Raw genomic sequence first — 20,754 nt, 5'->3', positions numbered from 1 at the left:
ATATACAGACGATCAATCCGTCGAAACGAACCAAACCGCCCACATATCTCTTCAGTCATCCATCAATGTCAAACAGCGCGAGACAAAAAACCAACACGTAGCACCAAATCTTTTTGGCGCAAACCGCGTCGACCTCACCTCATTTTTTTATTTCGAAGTCCGTGGCCGAGGCCGCTCGCTCCGTCCAACCCTGCCTCAGCAGCGCCGGTGAGGGGCTATCTACGTTCTCCTCCCGGGACCCGCAACCCCAATTTCACAAAAATCTCACAAAACAGGCAAATATCTTATTTTTTACATCTAATTCAATTACTTATCTTACTCGCAAATAGCGCTGCAGAGCCTGCTGACCCTATCCACAGTCGCCCGTGTGGTCCGGTGCCCGGCAGAATTTTCAAGGTGTACGCTATATATAGTGGTCCATCATGAGAGCGCCACCATTTGCCCGGAGGAAGGGTCGTGAATCGAGTCGCCGATTCAGTCAGGTCATCAGGGCATATCACGTGACCCGGGCTGGAATCGCCCCTAACCACTGCTCTGACATCCTTCACAGGTCCCTGCATCGGGAATGAGCAACTGCATGATAGAGACAGACCTTCGGACCTTCGCCAACTGCCTGGCCCTGGCGGCGGATGGCACCGGGGCGCTGGACGCGCTCTGCCGACTTGCGCAATCCCACGCTCCGGCCCGGCTGTTCACGATCACGCTGATCGACCTTGATGCCGGTCAGGCGCTGCGGGTCTATTCCAACATGCCCCAGAGTGATCCGGTTTCGGGTCGCAAGCCCGTGACGCGGGATGGCTGGTTCCGGCAAGTGATAGAAGAACAGAACAGCTTTGTCGCCAACACTGCCGCCGAGATTGCCGCCGTCTTCCCCGATCAGCCCTTGATTGCCCGCCTTCGATGCGACGCGGTGGTCAATCTGCCCATCGTGCTGGGTGGGCGGACGGTTGCGACGGTGAACCTGCTCGATCGGGCGCACAGCTATCCGGTCGAGACGTTGACACGGATCGAAGACACGCTGCTCTTGCCGGCCATGGCGGCGCTTGCCGTCTATACCGTGCTGGCCCGCTCAGCCCCCGACCGGTAAGAGCGGGGGGTCGAACCGGTCCAACGGCGGAACGCCCGGTGAAAATTCGCCGCCGAGGAGAACCCCACATCCTGCGAGATCTCCTCGATGCTCTTGCGGCCCTCGCGCAGGTCGCGGATGGCAATGTCGCGGCGCAGCGCGTCCTTGATCGCCTGAAAGCTGGTTCCGTCCTCTTCCATCCGCCGGGTCAGGGTGCGCCTGCTCATGCCCAACGCCTGCGCCGTGTCGGACAGGGAACAGCCGACCCAGTCGGAACGAAACAGAAAGGCGCGCACCCGCAACGACTGGCTGTGCTCGTGATAGCTGGTGAAGATCCAGTCGCGCGGCGCCCGCGCCAGAAAGGCATCCATCTCGGCGCTGCTGCGTGTCTGTGGCGGCGACAGTTGCGCCAGATCAAAGGACAGGCCCGAGGCCGAAGCGTCGAAATGCACCGGTGCGGGAAAGATCACCGAATAATCCTGGGCAAAGCTCGGGCGGTCAAAGGCGAAATGCACCGCCCGCACCGGAACCTCGTGCCCGGCCAGCCAGGATAGCAGCCCGTGCGCCAGTTTCAGGATCAGCATGTGACCAAAGCGCTGCACCTGGTCATCGCCCTGCGGCAGCAGCATCAGGTCGATCTGCGCAGCGCCGGTACGTAACTCGAACTGGAAATCATCCAGAAGCAGGTTCCAGAAGGTCGAAAACCGGTGCAGTGCCGAGGGCAGCGAGCCGCTTTCCCGCACCGTGGCCAGCAGATGTTGCAAGGTCCGATGGCGGATCGGGCGACTCCATAATCCGGTCATCTCGTCGCCGGTCTCGACAGCGGCGATCTTGTAGAGGCGCACGATCTGGTCCAGCGTCACCCGCGCGCCGGGCTGGTCATGGATCGCCCCCAGCCCCGATCGCTCCAGAAAACTGGCCATCTCGGCCTCGGCCGAGCAGCGGCGCAACGCCGACAGCCAATCCTCGATAAACGGCTGCGACACGGTCGCCAGGCTGGCGGTATCCGGTCTGCGCATGGTCCGGGCCCCTCAATGGTTTGGCGCGATTGGAAAGGAATTTGTCTCACAATGACGTTGATCGCAAGTTTCGGCTCCTCTAGCTGGCACGTTGAAACAGGAATGGAGAATTGGGAATGACCTATCAGGCGCCGGTCCGTGACATCATGTTCGCCATCGAACACCTCTCGCAATGGCCACAGGTCGAAGCGCTGCAACCCTATTCCGAGATCGAGCTGGACGATGCCCGCGCCGCGCTGGAAGAGTTCGGCCGTTTCTGCGCCGAGATGATCGCCCCCCTTTCCACCATCGGCGACACCGAGGGTGCGCGGCTGGAAAATGGCCGGGTCGTCCTGCCCGAGGGTTACAAGGCCGCCTATGACCAGTTCGTCGAAATGGGCTGGCAAAGCCTTAGCCACCCGACCGAACATGGCGGCATGGGCCTGCCCAAGGTGGTTGGCGCCGCCGCGACCGAGATCGTCAACAGCGCCGACATGAGCTTTGGCCTCTGCCCGCTGCTGACCAACGGCGCCATCGACGCGTTGTCGATCACCGGGTCCGAGGCACAAAAGGCATTCTATCTCGACAAGCTGATCACCGGGCGCTGGTCGGGTACCATGAACCTGACCGAGCCGCAGGCGGGCAGTGACCTGAGCCGGGTGCGCTGCAAGGCGGTACCGCAGGATGACGGCACCTATGCGATCAGCGGCACCAAGATCTTCATCACCTTTGGCGAACATGACCTATCGGAAAACATCGTGCATCTGGTACTGGCCCGCACCCCTGACGCGCCCGAAGGGGTGCGCGGGCTGAGCCTGTTCGTGGTTCCCAAACTGCTCGAAGGTGAGGGCGGCGAGACCGCACTGCGCAACACGCTGGGCTGCGTCAGCCTGGAGCACAAGCTGGGCGTGCGCGCCAGCCCGACGGCCGTGATGGAATACAACAATGCCACCGGCTATCTGGTGGGCGAGGAGAACAGCGGCCTGCGCTACATGTTCATCATGATGACCTCGGCCCGCTATGCGGTGGGTGTGCAGGGTGTTGCGATTGCCGAACGCGCCTATCAGCATGCGCTGTCCTATGCCCGTGACCGGGTACAAAGCCGACCCGTAGACGGCTCGGCCCAGGATGCGGTGCCGATCATCCAGCACCCCGATGTCCGCCGGATGCTGCTGCGGATGCGGGCCCTGACCGAGGGTGGCCGCGCGCTGGCCATTGCCACCGGTGGCTGGCTCGACCTGGCCGAACATGGACCCGAAGCGGTACGTGCCGAGGCGCAGTCCATGGCCGAATTCCTTGTGCCGCTGGTCAAGGGGTTCTGCACCGAGCGCGCGGTCGAGGTCGCCTCGCTGGGTGTCCAGATCCACGGCGGCATGGGCTTTATCGAGGAAACCGGCGTGGCGCAATTCTATCGCGATGCCCGCATCCTGCCGATCTACGAGGGCACCACCGCCATTCAGGCCAATGACCTGCTGGGTCGCAAGGTGCTGCGCGATGGCGGCCGTACCGCGCGCCGCTTTGCCGAGATGATCGCCGCGACCGAGGGTGAGCTGTCCAACGGTGGCGCGGCAGCGCAACGGATCGCCCAGCGCCTGGCCGAGGCTCGCCTGGCCTTTACCGCCAGCCTCGACCATCTGTTGGCAACCGCCGGGCAGGACCCCAACCGCGCCTATGCCGGCAGCGTGCCCTTCCTGATGCTGACCGGCAATCTGGCCACAGGCTGGCAGCTTGGCCTGTCGGCGCTGGCCGCCGAGGCCGAACTGGCCAAGGGCGGCGATGCCGAATTCCTGCAGGCCAAGATCGCCACCGCCGATATCTTTGCCCAGCAGGTGCTGGTCGAATGTGCCGCCGAGCACAGCCGCATCACCGACACCGGCGACAGCCTGCTGACCGCAACACTCTGATCCAGAACCCGATACCGGCCCGCAAACCGGGCCAGACCCCATTCGAAAGGACATGCCCGTGACCCAGGATGTAACCTCCGGCTATACCAACCTCGACCTCGACCTGCGCGACAATGGCGTCTGCATCGTGACGCTGAACCGCCCGACCAAGCGCAACGCACTGGATGTCGCCACCATCGAAGAGCTGGTCACCTTCTTCAGCACGGCTCATCGCAAGGGCGTGCGCGCCGTGGTGCTGACCGGTGCAGGCGATCATTTCTGCGCCGGTCTCGACCTTGTCGAACACTGGAAGGCCGACCGCAGCGCGGACGATTTCATGCATGTCTGCCTGCGCTGGCACGAGGCGTTCAACAAGATGGAATATGGCGGTGTGCCGATCATCGCCGCGCTTCAGGGCGCCGTTGTCGGCGGCGGTCTGGAACTGGCCAGCGCCGCCCATATCCGGGTGATGGACCAGAGCACCTATTTCGCCCTGCCAGAGGGCCAGCGCGGTATCTTTACCGGGGGCGGCGCCACGATCCGCGTGTCGGACATGATCGGCAAATATCGGATGATCGACATGATCCTGACCGGTCGTGTCTATCAGGGACAAGAGGCCGCCGATCTGGGTCTGGCACAATACATCACCGAAGGGTCGAGCTTTGACATGGCGATGGAACTGGCCAACAAGATCGCGGGCAACCTGCCGCTGACCAACTTCGCCATCTGTTCCGCGATCAGCCACATGCAGAACATGTCCGGGTTGGACGCCGCCTATGCCGAGGCCTATGTCGGCGGCATCGTCAACACCCAGCCCGCCGCCCGCGAACGGCTGGAGGCATTCGCCAACAAGACCGCAGCGCGCGTGCGCCCCAACAGCTGAAACCAGCCGCCCTTGCACACAGGCGCGCTTGCAAGGGCGGCCCAAGCCGCCTACATCTGCGCCCCATGGCCAAGAAGAACTCAGACCCCAACTACAAGGTGATCGCCGAAAACCGGCGGGCACGGTTCGATTACGCGATCGAGTCCGATCTCGAATGCGGCATCATTCTGGAGGGGTCCGAGGTCAAGGCGCTGCGTGCGGGCGGCACCAACATCGCCGACAGCTATGCCGCTGTGGAAAACGGCGAGTTGTGGCTGGTGAACGCCTATATCCCGCCCTACGAGCAGGCCAAGATGTTCAAGCACGAGGAACGGCGGCGGCGCAAGCTGCTGGTCTCGCGCAAGGAACTGGCCAATCTGTGGAACGCTACCCAGCGCAAGGGCATGACACTGGTGCCGCTGGTGCTCTATTTCAATCACAAGGGCATCGCCAAGATGAAGCTTGGCATCGCCAAGGGCAAGAAGATCCACGACAAGCGCGAGACCGAGGCCAAGCGCGACTGGAACCGGCAGAAACAGCGCCTGCTCAAAGACAACGCCTAGGCGCCACGCAGGCAAAAGCTGAGACGCTTCTTTCTGGTCGCAAATACTCCCGCCGGAGGCATCCCCGGCTCGAATGCAGAATAATCAGTCCGGGTTGACCACCCGGATCAGCTTGCGCTCCAGCACCCGCAGCACCGATTTCAGGTCCTGCCCCCGTTTCAGCACCTGCCCGTCCATTCCAACCACCGCGTACATGCCCTGACGGTTGCGCAGGCGCGGACGTTTCTCGATCCGGTAAAGGGGATGTTCGGCAGTCCGTCGAAAGACAGAGAATACGGCCATGTCGCTCAGCATCGAAATGCCGTAGTCGCGCCATTCTCCCGCAGCAACCATGCGCCCGTATAGACCAAGGATGACGGCCATTTCGCGTCTGTCAAAGGCAACCTGCGCCGGGGCCTGACCGGCAGAGAACGGGCTGGGAGGCGACATGTTCATACGCCCAGCTTGCCGGAAATCGCGGGCAAATCAAGCCTGTCGCGACACAGTTCCGTGTGATTGGGGTGACCCGGCCACATCGCGGCGATGTGTGTCCGGCACCCAGTCAGCCGCCTCGCGGTTCCAGAACCGGTTCGGATTATCCTCGTCCAGGCCCCGGATATGACAGGTTCGCAGAGCCGGAACCACCAGAACCACAGGCTCCTCATAGGGGTGGACATGATAGATCGCGTTCAGCACTGCCTCGAGCCGAGCGGCATCCCCCGACAGAAAGAACGAAAGCTCCAGACAGGGCACGCTCACCGCATCGGCGGTGGGCGCATTGGCGCCGCCGGGCAGCGAGCGGAAGCTCTGTTGCCCCGGGGCGGCAAAGCTCACCCGGTCATAGTCGCCCCAGACCAGCGGGTCCTGGGCGATTACCGCCGCGATCACCCTAGGGCAATCCGGCTCGGGCACCTGCACCAGCACCCGCCAGCCTGTCTGGGTCGTGAAGCGGTGGGATGTCAGTGCCGGCAGCATGTTCCGCCTTCCCACCTGATGCCGAGGATCTGGCGCAACGCTGCTGCACCGGCGGGTGTCACATCCAACCCGCGCTCACCCCTGAGACGCCGAAGCCAATTCGCCGCCAGCGCATGAGACAGCATCTCGCGCCCCACCGGCCCCGCCACATGTGAGAGCCGCTCGGTCCAGTCCAGACAGGGCCGTGCCAGCGGCGCGCGCCCGGTGAGGGTCACGCCCAGCTTGCCCCAACGCTCGGAGGGAACGACCCGGTATTGCGCCCCGTCCGGCACAAGATCGCCCTGATCCAGCAACGCCTGGGTAATCGCGACACCCAGCCGCCCGGCAAGATGGTCATAACAGCTGCGCGCCTCAAGCATCTTGAGCCGCGCGCCCTTGCGCTGTTGCGCGCGATAAAGGTGATCGCTGGGCGCCAGCGCCGAAAGGGTTTCCAGCGCCTCGGCCACGTCGGGCCCGGCAATCCGGTGATACAGGCAGCGCCCGCTGCGGGTGGCCTGGATCAGCCCCGCCTCCTCCAGCCGGCGCAGATGCGCGGTGGCGGTCTGCGGGGTGACGCCAGCGGCGCCGGCCAGTTCCTTGTTGGTATAGGCACGGCCGTCCATCAGTTCGCACAACATGCGCGCGCGGCTGGAATCGGCAAGGGCGGCGCCCAGGATATCGAGACGGGGTGTCAGGGTCATGCGAACAGACTAGCCGCAAGCACGGCAGGCCCGACAGCAAAAACGCTTCGCCAGCGGGCTGAGGGAATTCGCCAGGTTTAACTGCCCGGTAACCTGCCTCACCGATGCTGGAGCCGCGACAGAGCCAACAGGCAGAAAGGGCTGGCGCATGCCCCGACCGATCCAGACCGATATGTTGCGCCGTCTCTTCAGGCGATTGTGCCTGTTGGGCGCTCTGCTGGTCTGCCTGCCCTTGCTTTCGGGTTTGCCGCCTCTGGGCGCCGATGAGCCGGTGGTCCGGGACGAGGCGGTGCTCGCGCGTCAGGCCACCATGCGCCAGGCCAAGGCAACGCTTGGGGTGCTGATGGACATGATCGCCCAGCGCCGCCGTTTTGACCGGCCTACGGCCCGCGCGGCGCAGGCGGATCTGGTCGACGTGCTCGATACGCTGCCCGAACGCTTCTCGGAACCTCATATGGACAGGCACAGCCGCGCGCGCAGCCTGATCTGGCAGGACTGGGGCCAGTTTTCCGCCTTGGCCCAGGCCGCCGCGCGCGCCGCGCGCGACCTGCGTCCCAACACTCTTCCGGCGCTGCGCCGCAGCCTGCCGGATCTGATGGCCACATGTCTGGCCTGCCACCGACGTTATCGCCGTGAACGCTAACGTCCCGACTGCGCGGAAAAAGACGGTTCACCCCCCGCCGGGCACAGGATAGAAGGCAGCCAGAGCAGTTGCCGGAGTCCGAACATGAGCGCCCCCAAACCCGTCGTCCTGTGCATTCTCGATGGCTGGGGCCTGTCCGACGACAAGACCGCAAACGCGCCCTATCTGGCAAAGACCCCGACATTCGACACGATCATGACCACAGGGCCGCATGCCCGGCTGATCACCCATGGTCCGGATGTGGGCCTGCCCAGCGGCCAGATGGGCAATTCCGAAGTGGGACACACCAATATTGGCGCGGGCCGGGTGGTCGCCATGGACCTTGGACAGATCGACCTGGCGATCGAGGACCGCTCGTTCTTCGACAATGCCGCCCTGCGCGACTTCATCGGCGCGACCAAGGCCTCGGGCGGCACCGCGCATCTGATGGGGCTGGTCTCGGATGGCGGTGTACACGGACATCTGAACCATATCGTCGCCGCAGCGCAGGCAATCACCGAGGCCGGGGTACCGGTGGCCCTGCACGCCATAACGGACGGGCGCGACGTGGCCCCGAAATCCGCCTACGGCTATATGGCCGAGCTGGAAGACCGCCTGCCCCAGGGCGCCCGCATCGTCACTGTTACCGGGCGCTATTTCGCGATGGATCGCGACAATCGCTGGGAGCGCGTGCAGGAGGCTTATGACGCGATGATCAAGGGCGAGGGGCGTCGCGTCACCTCTGCCCATTCGGCCATCGACCACGCCTATAACCAGTCGGAAACCGACGAATTCATCACCGCATCGGTTCTGACCGGCTATGAGGGGGTGCAGGATGGCGACAGCCTGTTCTGCCTCAATTTCCGCGCGGATCGGGCCCGCGAGATCCTGCGTGCCATCGGCGAGCCGGGCTTTGCCGATTTCGACACCGGGCCCCGCCCCGCGCTGTCGGCGCTGCTGGGCATGGTCGAGTATTCGGACGGCCACAATGCCTATATGACCACCGTGTTTCCCAAGCGCGACATCGTCAACACGCTGGGCGCCTGGGTGGCGCAACACGGCTTGCGCCAGTTCCGTCTGGCCGAAACCGAGAAATATCCGCATGTCACCTTCTTCCTCAACGGTGGCAAGGAAGACCCGGAACCGGGCGAGGATCGTTTCATGCCGAAATCGCCCAAGGTGGCGACCTATGACCTGCAACCCGAGATGAGCGCCCCCGAGGTGACCGACAAGTTCGTCGAGGCGATCGGCGCGGGCTATGATCTGATCGTCACCAATTACGCAAATCCCGACATGGTCGGCCATACCGGCGACCTGAAAGCCGCGATCAAGGCCTGCGAGGCGGTGGATCAGGGCCTGGCCCGGGTCATCGACGCGCTGGAACGGGCCGGCGGCGCCATGATCGTCACCGCCGATCACGGCAATTGCGAGATGATGATCGACCCCGAAACCGGTGGACCCCATACCGCCCACACGCTGAACCCGGTGCCGGTGGCACTGGTCGGCGGCCCGAAGGGCGCGACCCTGCGCGATGGGCGGCTCAGCGATCTGGCCCCCACCGTGCTGGCGTTGATGGGCCTACCCAAACCGCCCGAAATGACCGGAGAGAGCCTGATCACATGATCCGCCAAACCGCGCTTTTGCTGTCTCTCATGCTCTGGTCCACCATGGCCCCGGCCGAAGGTGACCCTGCCGAGGCGGCACAGGCGGCGGCGCGAATGCTCGAAGAGGCCTCGGTCGCGCTGGCCGAGGCGGAAAGCGCGCGCGACCGCGTACGCGCCCTGACCGGCACCGTACAGGCCTACGAGGCGGGGCTGGCCGCAATGCGCGACGGGCTGCGCCGCGCATCGGTCCGCGAGGGGCAACTGGCCGCGGAACTGAATGCACGCGAGGGTGAGGTGGCGCAGCTTCTCGGGGTACTCCAAACCATCGAAACCGCGCCGCCACCAGTGCTGATGCTGCACCCGTCGGGCCCCTTGGGTGCCGCGCGTTCGGCGATGACCCTGGCCGAGATGACCCCGGAATTGCAGGCCCGCGCCAACGCGCTGGCGCGTGACCTGACCGAGGTGCGAACCCTGCGCACGCTGCAACAGAACGCCGCGAGCACCCTGCAAGAGGGGTTGACCGGCATCCAACAGGCGCGGGCAGAGCTGAGCCAGGCCATCGCCGACCGCACCGATCTGCCGCGGCGGTTCACAGAGGACCCGGTCCGCACCGCCATCCTTGTCTCGTCCACCGAAACGCTCGAAGGGTTCGCCAGCGGGTTGTCCGAGATCGCCGATGGCGAGATCGCCGCCTCTTCGGCTGATATCTCGGCCCTGAAGGGCCAGCTTCCCCTCCCGGTACAGGGGGTTCTGCTGCGCCGTGCCGGACAGGCAGATGCCGCCGGTATCACGCGAGAGGGAATCATCGTGGCGACCCGTCCCCGCGCGCTGGTCGCCACGCCCACCGCCGCGACGATCCGTTATCGTGGCCCGCTGCTTGATCTCGGCAATGTCGTGATCCTTGAACCGCAGCCTGATCTGCTGATCGTGCTTTCCGGCCTGCAAGAGGTCTATGGCGCAGCGGGTGAGGTGGTTCCGGCGGGTACGCCTGTGGGCCTGATGGGCGGTGCAACGCAGGAAATCGGCGCGATTCTGTCAACAAGCGGTGATGGCTCTGGTACAGAGCGATCAGAAACGCTCTATATAGAGGTCAGAGAGGGCGACAGCCCGGTGGACCCGGAAACGTGGTTCCAAACCGACAAGGATGGATAGACGAGCATGAAAAAAGTCGTTTTGGCCGGACTGGCCGGGACTCTGGCAGGGATCATCGCCACAACCCAAGTCGCCGGACCGCTGGTCGCACAAGAGGCAAAGGCAAATTCCAACGTGTACGAGCAGCTCGACCTGTTCGGCGACATTTTCGAGCGTATCCGCGCGCAATATGTCGAAGAGGTCGATGCAGGCGAATTGATCGAGGCAGCCATTGACGGCATGCTCACCTCGCTCGACCCGCATTCCAGCTATCTCTCGCCCGATGACGCGGCGCAGATGCGGGTGCAGACCCGAGGCGAGTTCGGCGGCCTGGGTATCGAGGTCACCCAGGAAGAAGGCTTCGTCAAGGTCGTGTCGCCCATCGACGGCACCCCCGCCGATGAGGCCGGGATCGAGGCGGGCGATTTCATCACCCATGTGGATGGCGAAAGCGTGCTGGGCCTGACCCTGGACAAGGCGGTCGACCTGATGCGCGGACCGGTGGGCAGCGAGATCGTGATCACCGTGGTGCGCGAGGGCGAGGACGAGCCGTTCGACGTCTCGATCATCCGCGACACCATCAAGCTCACCGCCGTGCGCGCCCGCACCGAGGGCACCAGCGTGGTGCTGCGCGTGACCACCTTCAACGACCAGACCTATCCCAACCTCGAAGAGGGGCTCGCCAAGCAGGTCGAAGCCGCGGGCGGCATCGACAAGGTGAACGGCTTCGTGCTTGACCTGCGCAACAACCCCGGCGGTCTGCTGACGCAGGCGATCAAGGTATCGGATGCCTTCCTCGACAGCGGTGAAATCGTGTCTACGCGCGGTCGCAACCCCGAAGACGGCGAGCGGTTCAACGCCACACTTGGCGATCTGGCCCAGGGCAAGCCGGTCGTGGTGCTGATCAATGGCGGTTCGGCCTCGGCCTCGGAAATCGTGGCCGGCGCCTTGCAGGACCATCGCCGCGCCATCGTGGTAGGGACCAAGAGCTTTGGCAAGGGATCGGTGCAGACGGTGATGCCTCTGCGTGGTGACGGCGCCATGCGCCTGACCACCGCACGCTACTACACGCCGTCGGGACGGTCGATCCAGGCGCTGGGTGTCAGCCCCGACATCGTGGTCGAACAACCGCGCCGCCAACCCGAAGCCGAGGAAGAGCGGGTCACGCCGCGCTCGCGCTCGGAGGCCGATCTGCGCGGACGCCTGAACAATGACAGCCTGAGCGAGGATGAGATCCGCCAGATCGAGGAAGACCGCGCCAAGGCCGAGGCTACTGCCGAACTGCGGCAAGAGGACTATCAGCTGGCCTATGCCATCGACATCCTCAAAGGTCTCTCGGCGTTCGCCCCGGCAGACTGATCCGAGCGGACCAGACATCACGGCCGCATCACCTTCCGGTGTGCGGCCGTTTTCGGTTAGGCTCCTACCGAATGCGCAGCTGTGTGCTGGGGTCAACTTGTCTCCAGGCAGTGCCTGCGAAAGGCGCGCTTGAGCATGTCAAGCTCAGCACGCAGCAGTTCCACCTCGGCGCGCAGATCATCGGGAACGGATTCACCGGCGATCAGAGTGAAATCAGCCAGCTTGGTATCGGTTTCGCCATCGACAATCAGAAAGGTTTGCACCCCATCGGCGACGGCATAGTCCGGCACCGGGATCGTCAGGGTCCAGAAGCTGCTGTCGGTGCCCTCCACCAGCTCCACATCCGGGACTGGCAGATCAAGATGGGTGACCAGGATGTTGGGGCGTTTGCCGGTTGTGGGGGCACCGGTCAGCCGCCCCTCCCACACACCGTTGCGCAGGCGGATCTTGGTCAGGGTCAGGTCGCTCATTCTGTCACCTCTCACAGGGCCGCGCGCCGATGGCGGCAGAATGTCAGGTCGCGCAGAATGACCTGATTCATCTCGGGCGCTTCAAAGATCAGGTCCAGCCAGATCTTCTCGATCCGTTTTTCGTTCAGCCGCGAATAGGCCAGATCGAATTCCACCATCACATCCTGTTCGTGCAACGGCAATTCACGCACGATCTGTTCGGTATTGGGGCCGTGGCGGATGTTGAGACGGGCAAAGATCTCCAACGGTTTCTCGCTTTCGATGATGGTATCGACCCGCAGCAGATGCGCCCGCGTCATCTCCTCTGTCGCCGTATCAGGCAGGTCGATCACCAGCGACAGGAACGAACCGTCGAACTTGAACACATCCATGCGCAACCCGTAGGGCGCCAGGTCAGCCTCACGCAGGTTACGCAGCTGGCGCAGGGTCAGCTCGGAGAATTCGCAATCATGAAACAGCGTCACCTCGCCCCCCAGGGTCGACCGCGTCGGTACCGAGGACAGACCCGGTGATGCCAGCGGCCCTCGCCACAGCTCGGGACGCCAGGACCAGTCGGTCCCATGCGGCTTGGGAAAGAAGGACGAGCCGATCAGAGGCAGCGCCAGCCGCCCGTCGGCCACGTTGATAAGCCGGTCCAGATGGGTGCGCAGGTCGCGCGCCCGGTTGCGCTGGCGACGCAGCTCGGACAAGGGGGTGGACAGCGCATTGCGGGCCGCCCGGCGCCAGCGCCGCATCTCCCGCAGATGAAACAATCTGTCCAGAACCCTGCCCATTCCCGTCCGCCGCTATTGGTGTCGCGCTGTTTTCTCTGTTTAGCGAAAGGATGTTAACTAAATAAACCCAATAACTCGATCCCTTGGGAAAATTTCTTGTTATGGAAACAATTCGCCGTCCAGCCGCGGCGGCCCCTCGCGGGGGCTACCTTGTAATCGGGCCGGTCAGTGCTTACCGTCCAAAGGGCGGCCAGGGTCGCATAGTCGGCATAAATGTCGTTCAGGGTCAGCCGCGGCAAGAGGTGGGTGATGGAGCCCAGTCTGTTTTCCTTCATCTGGAAACATTCGAAACGCCAGCAGATTGCGTTGCTGGCGCTGACGGTGATCTCTTTTCCCTTTCTTTACGCCACGCTCGAACTGCCCAAGCGGATCATCAACGATGCCATCGGCGCACAGGTTGACCGGATCGACCTTTGGGGCGTCGAACTGAGCCAGATCGAGTACCTGTTCGCGCTCTGCCTTGCCTTTCTCGCGATGGTGGTCCTCAGCGGGCTGATGAAGATGAAGATCAACACCATGAAAGGGGTGTTGAGCGAGCGGATGCTGCGCCGTCTGCGCTATCAGCTGATCGCGCGGATGATGCGCTTTCCGCGCGCTTACTACACGACCACCAGTCAGGGAGAACTGGTGTCGATGATCACCTCCGAGGCCGAGCCGATGGGCGGTCTGATGGGGGATGCGGTGGCGCAACCGGTGTTCCAGGCCGGCCAGATGCTGACCATCGTGACCTTCTTGTTCATGCAGAATGTCTGGTTCGGGCTGGCCTCGGTGGCGCTGATCCCGCTTCAGGCCTGGCTGATCCCGCGCCTGCAGCGGCAAATCAACCTGCTGAACAAGGCCCGCATCCAGCAGGTGCGCCGCCTGAGTTCCGAAATCGGAGAAAGCGCGGCCGGTATCGCCGATCTGCGCACCAATGGTGGCTGGCGCTATCGGCTGGCGCAGATCACCGACCGGCTGGGGCGGCTCTACGATATCCGGTTCCGGATCTATCAGAAGAAATTCTTCATGAAGTTCCTGAACAACCTGATCTCGCAGATGACCCCGTTCCTGTTCTATTCGGTGGGTGGCTATCTGGCGATCAAGGGCCAGATCACCGTGGGTGCGCTGGTGGCGGCACTGGCGGCCTACAAGGATCTGTCCAGCCCATGGAAAGAGTTGCTGACCTATTACAACCAAGTGCAGGACATGTCGCTGCGCTGGCAGGTGGTGACCGAACGCTTTGCTCCCCAGGGCATGATTCCAGCGGCACTCTTCGACGGCGAACCCGACGAGGTTCCGCGTCTGACCGGCGCCATCGAATTGCGCGACGTGACCGTGCATGATCAGGACGGCAACACCATCCTCGAAGATATCGACCTGACGATCCCGCCCGGTGCGCGGGTGGCGATCCGGTCGGACCGGCCCGCCGAGCGGGCGGCTCTTGCACAGCTCCTGACGCGCGAGATCTTGCCCAGCAGGGGCGAAGTGGTGATCTCGGGCCATCCACTCAGCACGCTGCACCAGACGGTGATCGCAGCCCGGATCGGCTATGCCCATTCGCGCCCGTATCTGTTCGACGGCACGCTGGGTGACAACCTGCTGATGCCGCTGCGCACCCGGCCGCAGACCGACCCCTTGGCGCCCACCCGGCCGGACCGCCGGCTGGTCGAGGCGGTCCAGGCCGGCAACAGTGGCGATACGCTGGATGTCGACTGGATCGACCCGAGCCTCGCCGGGCTCACCGACGGCGACCAGATCCGCGATTGGTGGTTCCAGTTGGTCGAGGCAATGGGCCTGGACGAATACATGTTCCGCCGCACCCTGCGCAGCCGGATCGACCCACACCTGCATGAAAGCCTCACCGCCGAGATCGTCGCCCAGCGCGACATCGTTGCGCGCCGCCTGTCTGAACGGGGGCTGGCCGCGATGGTACACCGGTTCGACCCGGACCGTTTCAACCCTGCGGTCCCGCTGGGGGGCAACCTGCTTTTTGCCGCCCCGGCGCGCGAGATATCGCAAGAACAACTGATCGGTGACGGACGTTTCATCCAGATGCTGCGGGACGAAGGTCTGGCCGACGAGGCAATGGAAATGGCGCTGGGTGTGGTGGCAACCCTGCGCCAGACCTTTGGGCGCGATGGGACCCAGCACCCGCTGTTCCGGCGCATGGGTATGGAGGACGCGGTCTATCTGCGCCTGCTCGACATTGCCGACCGCCACGCCTCCGGCGGCGTCGAGGCGTTGTCCGACGAGGAACGCGCTCAGCTGATGACCGTGCCATTTCTGTTGACCGCCGAGCAGATCGGCCCCGCCTTCCCCGAGGAGTACAAGGACAAGATCCTTGCCATCCGCCGCGACCGTGCCGGCCGTCTGCGCACGCTTGTGGGCAGCGATTTCGTCGCCGTGGATCCACAGGTCTATATCCCCCGGCTGACGGTTCTGGAAAACGCGCTTTTCGGGCGGGTCTCGATTGTTGCGGGCGCCCAGGCCGAAGCAATCGAGGACACGGTCGCCGAAGTGCTGGCCGAGGCGGGACTGCGCCGCCGTATTGCCGCGCTGATCTATGACATGCCCGCCGGTCTGGGCGGCGCCAACCTGCCAACGGTGTTTCAGGAGCGCGCCGCGTTTTCCCGCGCCAGCATCAAGCGTCCCGATATCCTGATACTGGACAATGCGCTGGCCAGCCACGACTCCGAAAGCCGCCTACGGACAAGGCAGCGGCTGCGCGAGTTGTTGCCCCGTGCCATCATGATCTTCATGGAAGACAGTTTCGCCAATCCCGAAGCCTACGACCTCTTTGTCGAGATCAAGCACGGCCGCATCGACGGCGTGACCAGGGCCAAGCCAGACCTTGCCGCCGGTGCCACCGCCGATCTGGACCGCAAACTGAAGATCATCGCCGCGACACCGCTCTTTGCGCGGTTGGATGCCCGCAACCAGCGGTTACTGGCCTTTTCGGCGCAATGGTATCGGGCGCAGGCTGGACAGGTCATCTTTTCCAGCGGACAGACCGCCGACGCCGCATATCTTTGTCTGTCGGGTCGGGCCGCGCTGCGCTGGCCCGAGGATGCACCGGGCGAGCGGCCCATTACATTGATCGAACCGGGCCGACTGATCGGCGATCTGTCTATCATCACGCGCCAGCCGCGCCCGATGGACCTGATCGCCGAAACCGAAAGCCGGTTCCTGCGTATCGGTGCCGAGGAGTTTCGCGCCGTCATCGAACACGATGCCGGTGTCTCGCTGCATCTGTTGCAAACCGTGGCAGGACATCTGGTCGAAGCCGGCGACATCCTGCGCGCGGCACGGATCAATATCACCGACTTCACCGGCCAATCGCTCCGCCCGGCACCGCTCCCGAACGGCGGGAAGGAGCCCGATGCCTGATCGCCGCACCTATGCCCCGCATGAACAACTGGTCGCGCCGGGGCGGGCCCGGCCCGAACTGTGGCGACTGATCGCCGGGCTGATCGCCATCGGGGTCATCGTGATGGGCGCCAATATGGTGCTCTACGGGTTGGTCAACATGCTCGCCAGCCCAGAATGGTCTGCCGGCTTCACCAGTGGCACCACGGCCGATGGGCTGTTGGTGCTGCTGGCCAGTTTCGGCTTTGTCATCCTGGGCGTTGGAATCGCCGCACGGCTGTTTCAGCACCGCGCACCGCTGGGTATCATCGGCCCGCCTCGTCTGGCGTTGCAACAGTTCTGGCGAGTGTTTCGCTTGCTGCTGGTGCTGGGGGCGCTGCTCTTGATCCTGCCCCCCTATGACATGGGCGCGCCGCTGAAAGAAAACCTGCCGCCGGGGCGTTGGCTGTTGTTGCTGCCGCTGTCGATCTTGGCGCTGCTGATCCAGACCGGAGCAGAGGAGGTCTTGTTTCGAGGCTATGTGCAACAGGCGCTGGCGGCGCGCTTTCGTTCGGCGCTGATCTGGATGGTGCTGCCCTCGGTCCTCTTTGCCCTTGGTCACTATCTGCCCGAAGAGGCAGGCGCCAACGCGCTGCCAATCGCGCTGTGGTCCGGGGTGTTTGGTATCCTGATGGCCGATATCACTGCACGGGCCGGGACATTGGGTCCAGCGGTCGCACTGCATCTGTTCAACAACATGATCGCCTTGCTGATCGTCTCGCTGCCCGACAGCCTGTCGGGCCTGTCGCTTTATATGCTGCCCTATTCGATGGCCGATACCGAGCATCTGCGCGTCTGGCTGGCTGTCGATTTCGCCACCATGTTCGTTACCTGGCTGCTGGCCCGGCTCGCCTTGCGACGCTGATTGCATTTCCGCGCACATCACCTTATTTGACGCGGGTGCAGCATCACGGGGAGTCCACATGAACTGGATCACGAATTACGTCCGGCCGCGGATCAACTCGATTTTCTCCCGGCGCGAAGTGCCCGAGAACCTCTGGCAGAAATGCGACGAGTGCGGAACGATGCTGTTCCACCGCGAGTTGGCGGATAACCTGAATGTCTGCACCCAATGCGGTCATCACATGCAGATTACGCCGCGCGCCCGGTTCCAGGCGCTGTTTGACGGCGGCATCTTTACCGAGGTCGAGGTGCCCGAGCCGGTCGCCGACCCGCTGCATTTCCGCGACCAGAAGAAATATCCCGAACGGATGAAGGCGGCCCAGAAAGGGACCGGCGAGAAAGAAGCGATGCTGGTCGCCACCGGCGAGATCGGTCGCACGCCAATCGTGGCCGCGGCACAGGATTTCTCGTTCATGGGCGGGTCCATGGGCATGTATGTCGGCAACGCCATCATCGCGGCGGCACAAAAGGCGGTCGACCTGAAGCGCCCGCTGATCCTGTTCTCGGCCGCTGGCGGCGCCCGCATGCAAGAGGGCATCCTGAGCCTGATGCAGATGCCGCGCACCACCGTGGCGGTGCAGATGCTGAAAGAAGCGGGCCTGCCCTATATCGTTGTACTCACCCATCCGACCACGGGCGGGGTGACCGCGTCCTATGCCATGCTGGGTGATGTGCATATCGCCGAGCCCAACGCGCTGATCTGTTTTGCCGGGCCGCGCGTGATCGAACAGACCATCCGTGAAACACTGCCCGAAGGATTTCAGCGCGCCGAGTACCTGCTGGATCACGGCATGCTGGACCGGGTGATCAAGCGCACCGACCTGCGCGAAGAGCTGATCACCGTCACCCGCATGTTGCTGAACCTGCCGCCTGCGGTGCGCGGCGACCTGCCCGCCCCCGAGACGGCAACGCCCGCCAAAGCCGAAGAACAGCCTGCCCAGACCGCGAAACCGTCCAAATCATGACCAATCCCGGTTCCGACCTCATCCTCCAGCGGATGATGGCGCTGCACCCCAAAATCATTGACCTGACGCTGGATCGGGTCTGGCGTCTCTTGGCTGCGCTGGATAACCCGCAAGACCGTCTGCCACCGGTGATCCATATCGCCGGAACCAATGGCAAAGGCTCGACCCAGGCGATGATCCGTGCCGGGATCGAGGGCGCGGGGTTGAGTGCGCATGCCTATACTTCGCCGCATCTGGCCCGGTTTCACGAACGCATCCGGGTGGCCGGAGAGCTGATTTCTGAACCCGACCTGGTGGCGGTTCTGGACGAATGCTACGCCGCCAATGGCGGCGAAACGATCACCTATTTCGAGATAACCACCTGCGCGGCCCTCTTGGCCTTTGCCCGCAGGCCCGCCGATTACACGCTGCTCGAGGTCGGTCTTGGCGGCCGCCTTGACGCCACCAATGTGATCGCGCGCCCGGCACTGTCGATCATCACCCCGATCTCGATGGATCACGAACAGTATCTCGGCGACACGCTGGCCAAGATCGCCGGTGAAAAGGCCGGGATCATCAAGCGCGGCGTTCCGGTTGTTGTCGGCCCCCAGCCCGACGAGGTGCTGGAGGTGATCGAGGCCACCGCCGCCCGGCTTGGTGCGCCTGTCCTAGCTCATGGCCAGCACTGGCATGTGCGCCAGGAACGCGACCGCCTGGTATTCGAGGATGAAACCGGCCTGTGTGACCTGCCGCTACCCAACCTGCTGGGCGCTCATCAGATCGAGAATGCCGGCGCGGCGCTGGCGGCGCTGCGTCACCTGAACCTGGGTGAGGCCGCCTGCGAGGCTGCCGTCACCCGCGCGCATTGGCCCGCCCGGATGCAGCGGCTGAAAACCGGCCCGCTGGTTCAATCCGCGCCCCAGGCCGAGCTCTGGCTTGACGGCGGTCACAACCCGGCCGCCGGCATCGCGCTGGCCGCTCTGCTGGCCAGCCGGCCCGGCCGCCCCACCCACCTGATCTGCGGCATGCTCAACACCAAGGACGTGACCGGCTATCTGCGCCCGCTCAGCGCCCAGGCGGGCAGCCTCACGGCGGTGTCGATCCCGGGCGAGGCAAACACGCTGAGCGCCGAACAGACCGCCGCCGCCGCCCAGTCGGTCGGGTTGACCGCAAGCACCGCACCGGACGTGGCCACCGCGCTTGCCCGCATCGTCGCTGTGGAACCCGACGCGCGCGTCCTGATTTGCGGCTCGCTCTATCTGGCCGGAAACATCCTGCGCGAAAACGGCTGAGGCTTCATTCCGCCGCAAATACTCCGGGGGGAGGCGACAAAATTCTGCGAATTTTGTGCCGGGGGGCTGCGCCCCCCTACTTGCCCCACTCCTTGTCCTGCATTTCGCGCAGGCGCGAGGCGGTGCGCTCGAACTCGAACGTGCCCTCGCCCTCGACATAGAGCATCTCCGGCTCGGCCGCCGCCGAACAGATCAGCCGCACCCGCGCCTCGTAAAGCGCGTCGATCAGGGTCACGAACCGCTTGGCCTCGTTGAAATTGTTGCGGCTCAGACGCGGAATGTCCTCGAGCACCAGAACCTTGACCGCTCCGGCGATGGCCAGATAGTCGCCCGGTCCCAGCATCCGCCCGCACAAGTCATAGAAGCTGGCCCGCCCGATCCCGTTGCGGAACGCGGGCAGTTCCACGTCGCGACCAGTGACCTTCAGGATCAGCGGCGTGCTTGCACCACCCGTCAGGTCGCGCCAGATCGCCTCGATCTCGCCACGCGCCGCAGGTCCGATCGGGGTGAAATAGACGCGGCTCCCTTCCAGCCGGTTCTGACGGTAATCGGTTGGCGACACCATCTCCCACACCCGCATCCGTTCCTTGATCAACTCGATGAACGGCAGGAACAGCTGCCGGTTCAGCCCGTCCTTGTACAGATCGTCCGGCACGCGGTTCGAGGTGGTCACCACCACCACGCCCGCAGCGAACAGCGCCTCAAAGAGCCGCCCCACGATCATCGCGTCGGTGATATCGGTGATCTGCATCTCGTCAAAGGCCAGCACCTTGACCGAGCGGATTACCGCATCCGCGACAGGCGCCAACGCATCGGCGACACCCTCATTGCGCGCGGCATGCATGCCGGCGTGGATCTCCTGCATGAAGGCATGGAAATGCACCCGGCGCACCGGCACCGTATCGCCCAGCGCCTCGACAAACAGATCCATCAGCATCGACTTGCCGCGCCCGACCCCGCCCCACAGGTACAGGCCCCGAGGCGGCGGCGGCGCCTTGCGGAACAACCCGCGCTTTACCGGTGTGCTCAATGCTTGGTGAATCCGGTCGAACTCGGCCAGTGCCGCCTCTTGGGCGGTATCGGCATGCAGGGTGCCCGCGGCCACACGGGCGGCGTAAAGATCGGAAACAACGGTCATTTTGCAGCCATACCCAACCTGCCCGGCCTTGAGAAGCGGCCCGTTACCGCTGCTCGCATCAATTTTCGTTAATGATGCCCGAAAAACTCCTGAATTGACGCCGCCATGTTTCAGCTTAGGGTCCGGCG

At 64.0% G+C, this 20,754-nt stretch carries 20 protein-coding genes; 13 read left to right on the top strand and 7 right to left on the bottom strand.

Going from position 1 to position 20,754, the window contains the following annotated elements; all coding sequences use genetic code 11:
- Both MB818_RS19490 and MB818_RS19485 read left to right on the top strand, forming a co-directional pair.
- Positions 1-211: hypothetical protein (locus MB818_RS19490; protein WP_238906113.1), on the top strand; the 211-nt coding region annotated here is incomplete at its 5' end.
- A 366-nt stretch (positions 212-577) separates the two neighbouring features.
- The gene (locus MB818_RS19485; RefSeq protein WP_238906111.1) at positions 578-1,087 is read left to right on the top strand and encodes a GAF domain-containing protein; all 510 of its coding nucleotides are present in this window, start codon (positions 578-580) and stop codon (positions 1,085-1,087) included.
- Here MB818_RS19485 and MB818_RS19480 read toward each other — a convergent pair.
- Positions 1,051-2,085 (bottom strand): AraC family transcriptional regulator, encoded by a 1,035-nt coding sequence (locus MB818_RS19480; protein WP_234139057.1) that lies wholly within the window; start codon positions 2,083-2,085, stop codon positions 1,051-1,053. The genes MB818_RS19485 and MB818_RS19480 overlap by 37 nt on opposite strands.
- Before the next feature lie 116 nt (positions 2,086-2,201).
- Between MB818_RS19480 and dmdC the strand changes: the two genes are divergently transcribed.
- The 3 genes from dmdC to smpB all read left to right on the top strand — a co-directional run bounded on the left by dmdC (position 2,202) and on the right by smpB (position 5,372).
- The gene (gene dmdC / locus MB818_RS19475; protein WP_234139058.1) at positions 2,202-3,968 is read left to right on the top strand and encodes a 3-methylmercaptopropionyl-CoA dehydrogenase; all 1,767 of its coding nucleotides are present in this window, start codon (positions 2,202-2,204) and stop codon (positions 3,966-3,968) included.
- Between the two features lie 58 nt (positions 3,969-4,026).
- Complete coding sequence (gene dmdD, locus MB818_RS19470) at positions 4,027-4,830, top strand: methylthioacryloyl-CoA hydratase (protein ID WP_234163823.1); 804 nt, start codon at positions 4,027-4,029, stop codon at positions 4,828-4,830.
- A gap of 65 nt (positions 4,831-4,895) precedes the next feature.
- Complete coding sequence (gene smpB, locus MB818_RS19465) at positions 4,896-5,372, top strand: SsrA-binding protein SmpB (RefSeq protein WP_234139060.1); 477 nt, start codon at positions 4,896-4,898, stop codon at positions 5,370-5,372.
- A gap of 84 nt (positions 5,373-5,456) precedes the next feature.
- Here the strand turns inward: smpB and MB818_RS19460 are convergent, their stop codons facing one another.
- From MB818_RS19460 to MB818_RS19450, 3 genes are read right to left on the bottom strand one after another with little or no spacing between them, the layout of a single operon-like run.
- On the bottom strand, positions 5,457-5,807 hold the full coding sequence (locus MB818_RS19460; RefSeq protein ID WP_234139061.1) for a DUF2794 domain-containing protein: 351 nt from the start codon (positions 5,805-5,807) through the stop codon (positions 5,457-5,459).
- A 30-nt stretch (positions 5,808-5,837) separates the two neighbouring features.
- Entirely contained in the window at positions 5,838-6,326 is a 489-nt protein-coding gene (locus MB818_RS19455; RefSeq protein WP_238906109.1) for a YqfO family protein, read from the bottom strand.
- A complete protein-coding gene (locus tag MB818_RS19450) occupies positions 6,311-7,006 on the bottom strand; it encodes an ArsR/SmtB family transcription factor (RefSeq protein ID WP_234139063.1) in 696 nt (231 codons plus the stop codon). The genes MB818_RS19455 and MB818_RS19450 overlap by 16 nt, the downstream gene beginning before the upstream one ends.
- A 148-nt stretch (positions 7,007-7,154) precedes the next feature.
- On the opposite strand from MB818_RS19450, the gene MB818_RS19445 reads away from it, so the two are divergent.
- From MB818_RS19445 to MB818_RS19430, 4 genes are all read left to right on the top strand, one after another.
- Entirely contained in the window at positions 7,155-7,649 is a 495-nt protein-coding gene (locus tag MB818_RS19445; protein WP_234139064.1) for a c-type cytochrome, read from the top strand.
- Between the two features lie 84 nt (positions 7,650-7,733).
- Entirely contained in the window at positions 7,734-9,251 is a 1,518-nt protein-coding gene (gene gpmI, locus MB818_RS19440) for a 2,3-bisphosphoglycerate-independent phosphoglycerate mutase (protein ID WP_234139065.1), read from the top strand.
- Complete coding sequence (locus MB818_RS19435; protein WP_234139066.1) at positions 9,248-10,384, top strand: murein hydrolase activator EnvC family protein; 1,137 nt, start codon at positions 9,248-9,250, stop codon at positions 10,382-10,384. The genes gpmI and MB818_RS19435 overlap by 4 nt, the downstream gene beginning before the upstream one ends.
- A 6-nt stretch (positions 10,385-10,390) precedes the next feature.
- Entirely contained in the window at positions 10,391-11,722 is a 1,332-nt protein-coding gene (locus MB818_RS19430; protein ID WP_234139067.1) for a S41 family peptidase, read from the top strand.
- 92 nt (positions 11,723-11,814) lie between these two features.
- Here the strand turns inward: MB818_RS19430 and MB818_RS19425 are convergent, their stop codons facing one another.
- Positions 11,815-12,192: a hypothetical protein gene (locus tag MB818_RS19425; RefSeq protein WP_238906107.1), complete on the bottom strand. Its 378-nt coding sequence runs from the start codon at positions 12,190-12,192 to the stop codon at positions 11,815-11,817.
- Between the two features lie 11 nt (positions 12,193-12,203).
- Positions 12,204-12,965: a DUF6478 family protein gene (locus tag MB818_RS19420; RefSeq protein ID WP_238906105.1), complete on the bottom strand. Its 762-nt coding sequence runs from the start codon at positions 12,963-12,965 to the stop codon at positions 12,204-12,206.
- Between the two features lie 249 nt (positions 12,966-13,214).
- Between MB818_RS19420 and MB818_RS19415 the strand changes: the two genes are divergently transcribed.
- Genes MB818_RS19415 through MB818_RS19400 form a run of 4 tightly spaced genes read left to right on the top strand, consistent with a single transcriptional unit; the run spans position 13,215 to position 19,488 of the window.
- On the top strand, positions 13,215-16,331 hold the full coding sequence (locus MB818_RS19415; RefSeq protein ID WP_238906103.1) for an ABC transporter transmembrane domain-containing protein: 3,117 nt from the start codon (positions 13,215-13,217) through the stop codon (positions 16,329-16,331).
- Complete coding sequence (locus MB818_RS19410; RefSeq protein WP_234139071.1) at positions 16,324-17,214, top strand: CPBP family intramembrane glutamic endopeptidase; 891 nt, start codon at positions 16,324-16,326, stop codon at positions 17,212-17,214. The genes MB818_RS19415 and MB818_RS19410 overlap by 8 nt, the downstream gene beginning before the upstream one ends.
- A gap of 58 nt (positions 17,215-17,272) precedes the next feature.
- Complete coding sequence (gene accD, locus MB818_RS19405) at positions 17,273-18,217, top strand: acetyl-CoA carboxylase, carboxyltransferase subunit beta (protein WP_234139072.1); 945 nt, start codon at positions 17,273-17,275, stop codon at positions 18,215-18,217.
- Positions 18,214-19,488, top strand: coding sequence for a bifunctional folylpolyglutamate synthase/dihydrofolate synthase (locus tag MB818_RS19400; protein ID WP_234163832.1), 1,275 nt, complete (start codon positions 18,214-18,216; stop codon positions 19,486-19,488). Before accD ends, MB818_RS19400 begins: the two co-directional genes overlap by 4 nt.
- A 76-nt stretch (positions 19,489-19,564) precedes the next feature.
- Here MB818_RS19400 and zapE read toward each other — a convergent pair whose 3' ends face one another.
- Positions 19,565-20,626: a cell division protein ZapE gene (zapE, locus tag MB818_RS19395; RefSeq protein ID WP_234139074.1), complete on the bottom strand. Its 1,062-nt coding sequence runs from the start codon at positions 20,624-20,626 to the stop codon at positions 19,565-19,567.
- Positions 20,627-20,754: the final 128 nt, after the last annotated feature.

The organism is Ruegeria alba, from assembly GCF_022321465.1.
Lineage (GTDB): Bacteria > Pseudomonadota > Alphaproteobacteria > Rhodobacterales > Rhodobacteraceae > Ruegeria_B > Ruegeria_B alba.
Note: the sequence above shows the minus strand (reverse complement) of the source record. Positions and strands in the feature narration are given on the sequence as shown.

Bases quoted from the DNA above. Each gene is read 5' to 3' on its own strand.
- MB818_RS19485 (WP_238906111.1), top strand. From the start codon at position 578: ATGATAGAGACAGACCTTCGGACCTTCGCCAACTGCCTGGCCCTGGCG.
- MB818_RS19480 (WP_234139057.1), bottom strand. From the start codon at position 2,085: ATGCGCAGACCGGATACCGCCAGCCTGGCGACCGTGTCGCAGCCGTTT.
- dmdC (WP_234139058.1), top strand. From the start codon at position 2,202: ATGACCTATCAGGCGCCGGTCCGTGACATCATGTTCGCCATCGAACAC.
- smpB (WP_234139060.1), top strand. From the start codon at position 4,896: ATGGCCAAGAAGAACTCAGACCCCAACTACAAGGTGATCGCCGAAAAC.
- MB818_RS19460 (WP_234139061.1), bottom strand. From the start codon at position 5,807: ATGAACATGTCGCCTCCCAGCCCGTTCTCTGCCGGTCAGGCCCCGGCG.
- MB818_RS19455 (WP_238906109.1), bottom strand. From the start codon at position 6,326: ATGCTGCCGGCACTGACATCCCACCGCTTCACGACCCAGACAGGCTGG.
- MB818_RS19450 (WP_234139063.1), bottom strand. From the start codon at position 7,006: ATGACCCTGACACCCCGTCTCGATATCCTGGGCGCCGCCCTTGCCGAT.
- MB818_RS19445 (WP_234139064.1), top strand. From the start codon at position 7,155: ATGCCCCGACCGATCCAGACCGATATGTTGCGCCGTCTCTTCAGGCGA.
- gpmI (WP_234139065.1), top strand. From the start codon at position 7,734: ATGAGCGCCCCCAAACCCGTCGTCCTGTGCATTCTCGATGGCTGGGGC.
- MB818_RS19435 (WP_234139066.1), top strand. From the start codon at position 9,248: ATGATCCGCCAAACCGCGCTTTTGCTGTCTCTCATGCTCTGGTCCACC.
- MB818_RS19430 (WP_234139067.1), top strand. From the start codon at position 10,391: ATGAAAAAAGTCGTTTTGGCCGGACTGGCCGGGACTCTGGCAGGGATC.
- MB818_RS19425 (WP_238906107.1), bottom strand. From the start codon at position 12,192: ATGAGCGACCTGACCCTGACCAAGATCCGCCTGCGCAACGGTGTGTGG.
- MB818_RS19420 (WP_238906105.1), bottom strand. From the start codon at position 12,965: ATGGGCAGGGTTCTGGACAGATTGTTTCATCTGCGGGAGATGCGGCGC.
- MB818_RS19415 (WP_238906103.1), top strand. From the start codon at position 13,215: ATGGAGCCCAGTCTGTTTTCCTTCATCTGGAAACATTCGAAACGCCAG.
- MB818_RS19410 (WP_234139071.1), top strand. From the start codon at position 16,324: ATGCCTGATCGCCGCACCTATGCCCCGCATGAACAACTGGTCGCGCCG.
- accD (WP_234139072.1), top strand. From the start codon at position 17,273: ATGAACTGGATCACGAATTACGTCCGGCCGCGGATCAACTCGATTTTC.
- MB818_RS19400 (WP_234163832.1), top strand. From the start codon at position 18,214: ATGACCAATCCCGGTTCCGACCTCATCCTCCAGCGGATGATGGCGCTG.
- zapE (WP_234139074.1), bottom strand. From the start codon at position 20,626: ATGACCGTTGTTTCCGATCTTTACGCCGCCCGTGTGGCCGCGGGCACC.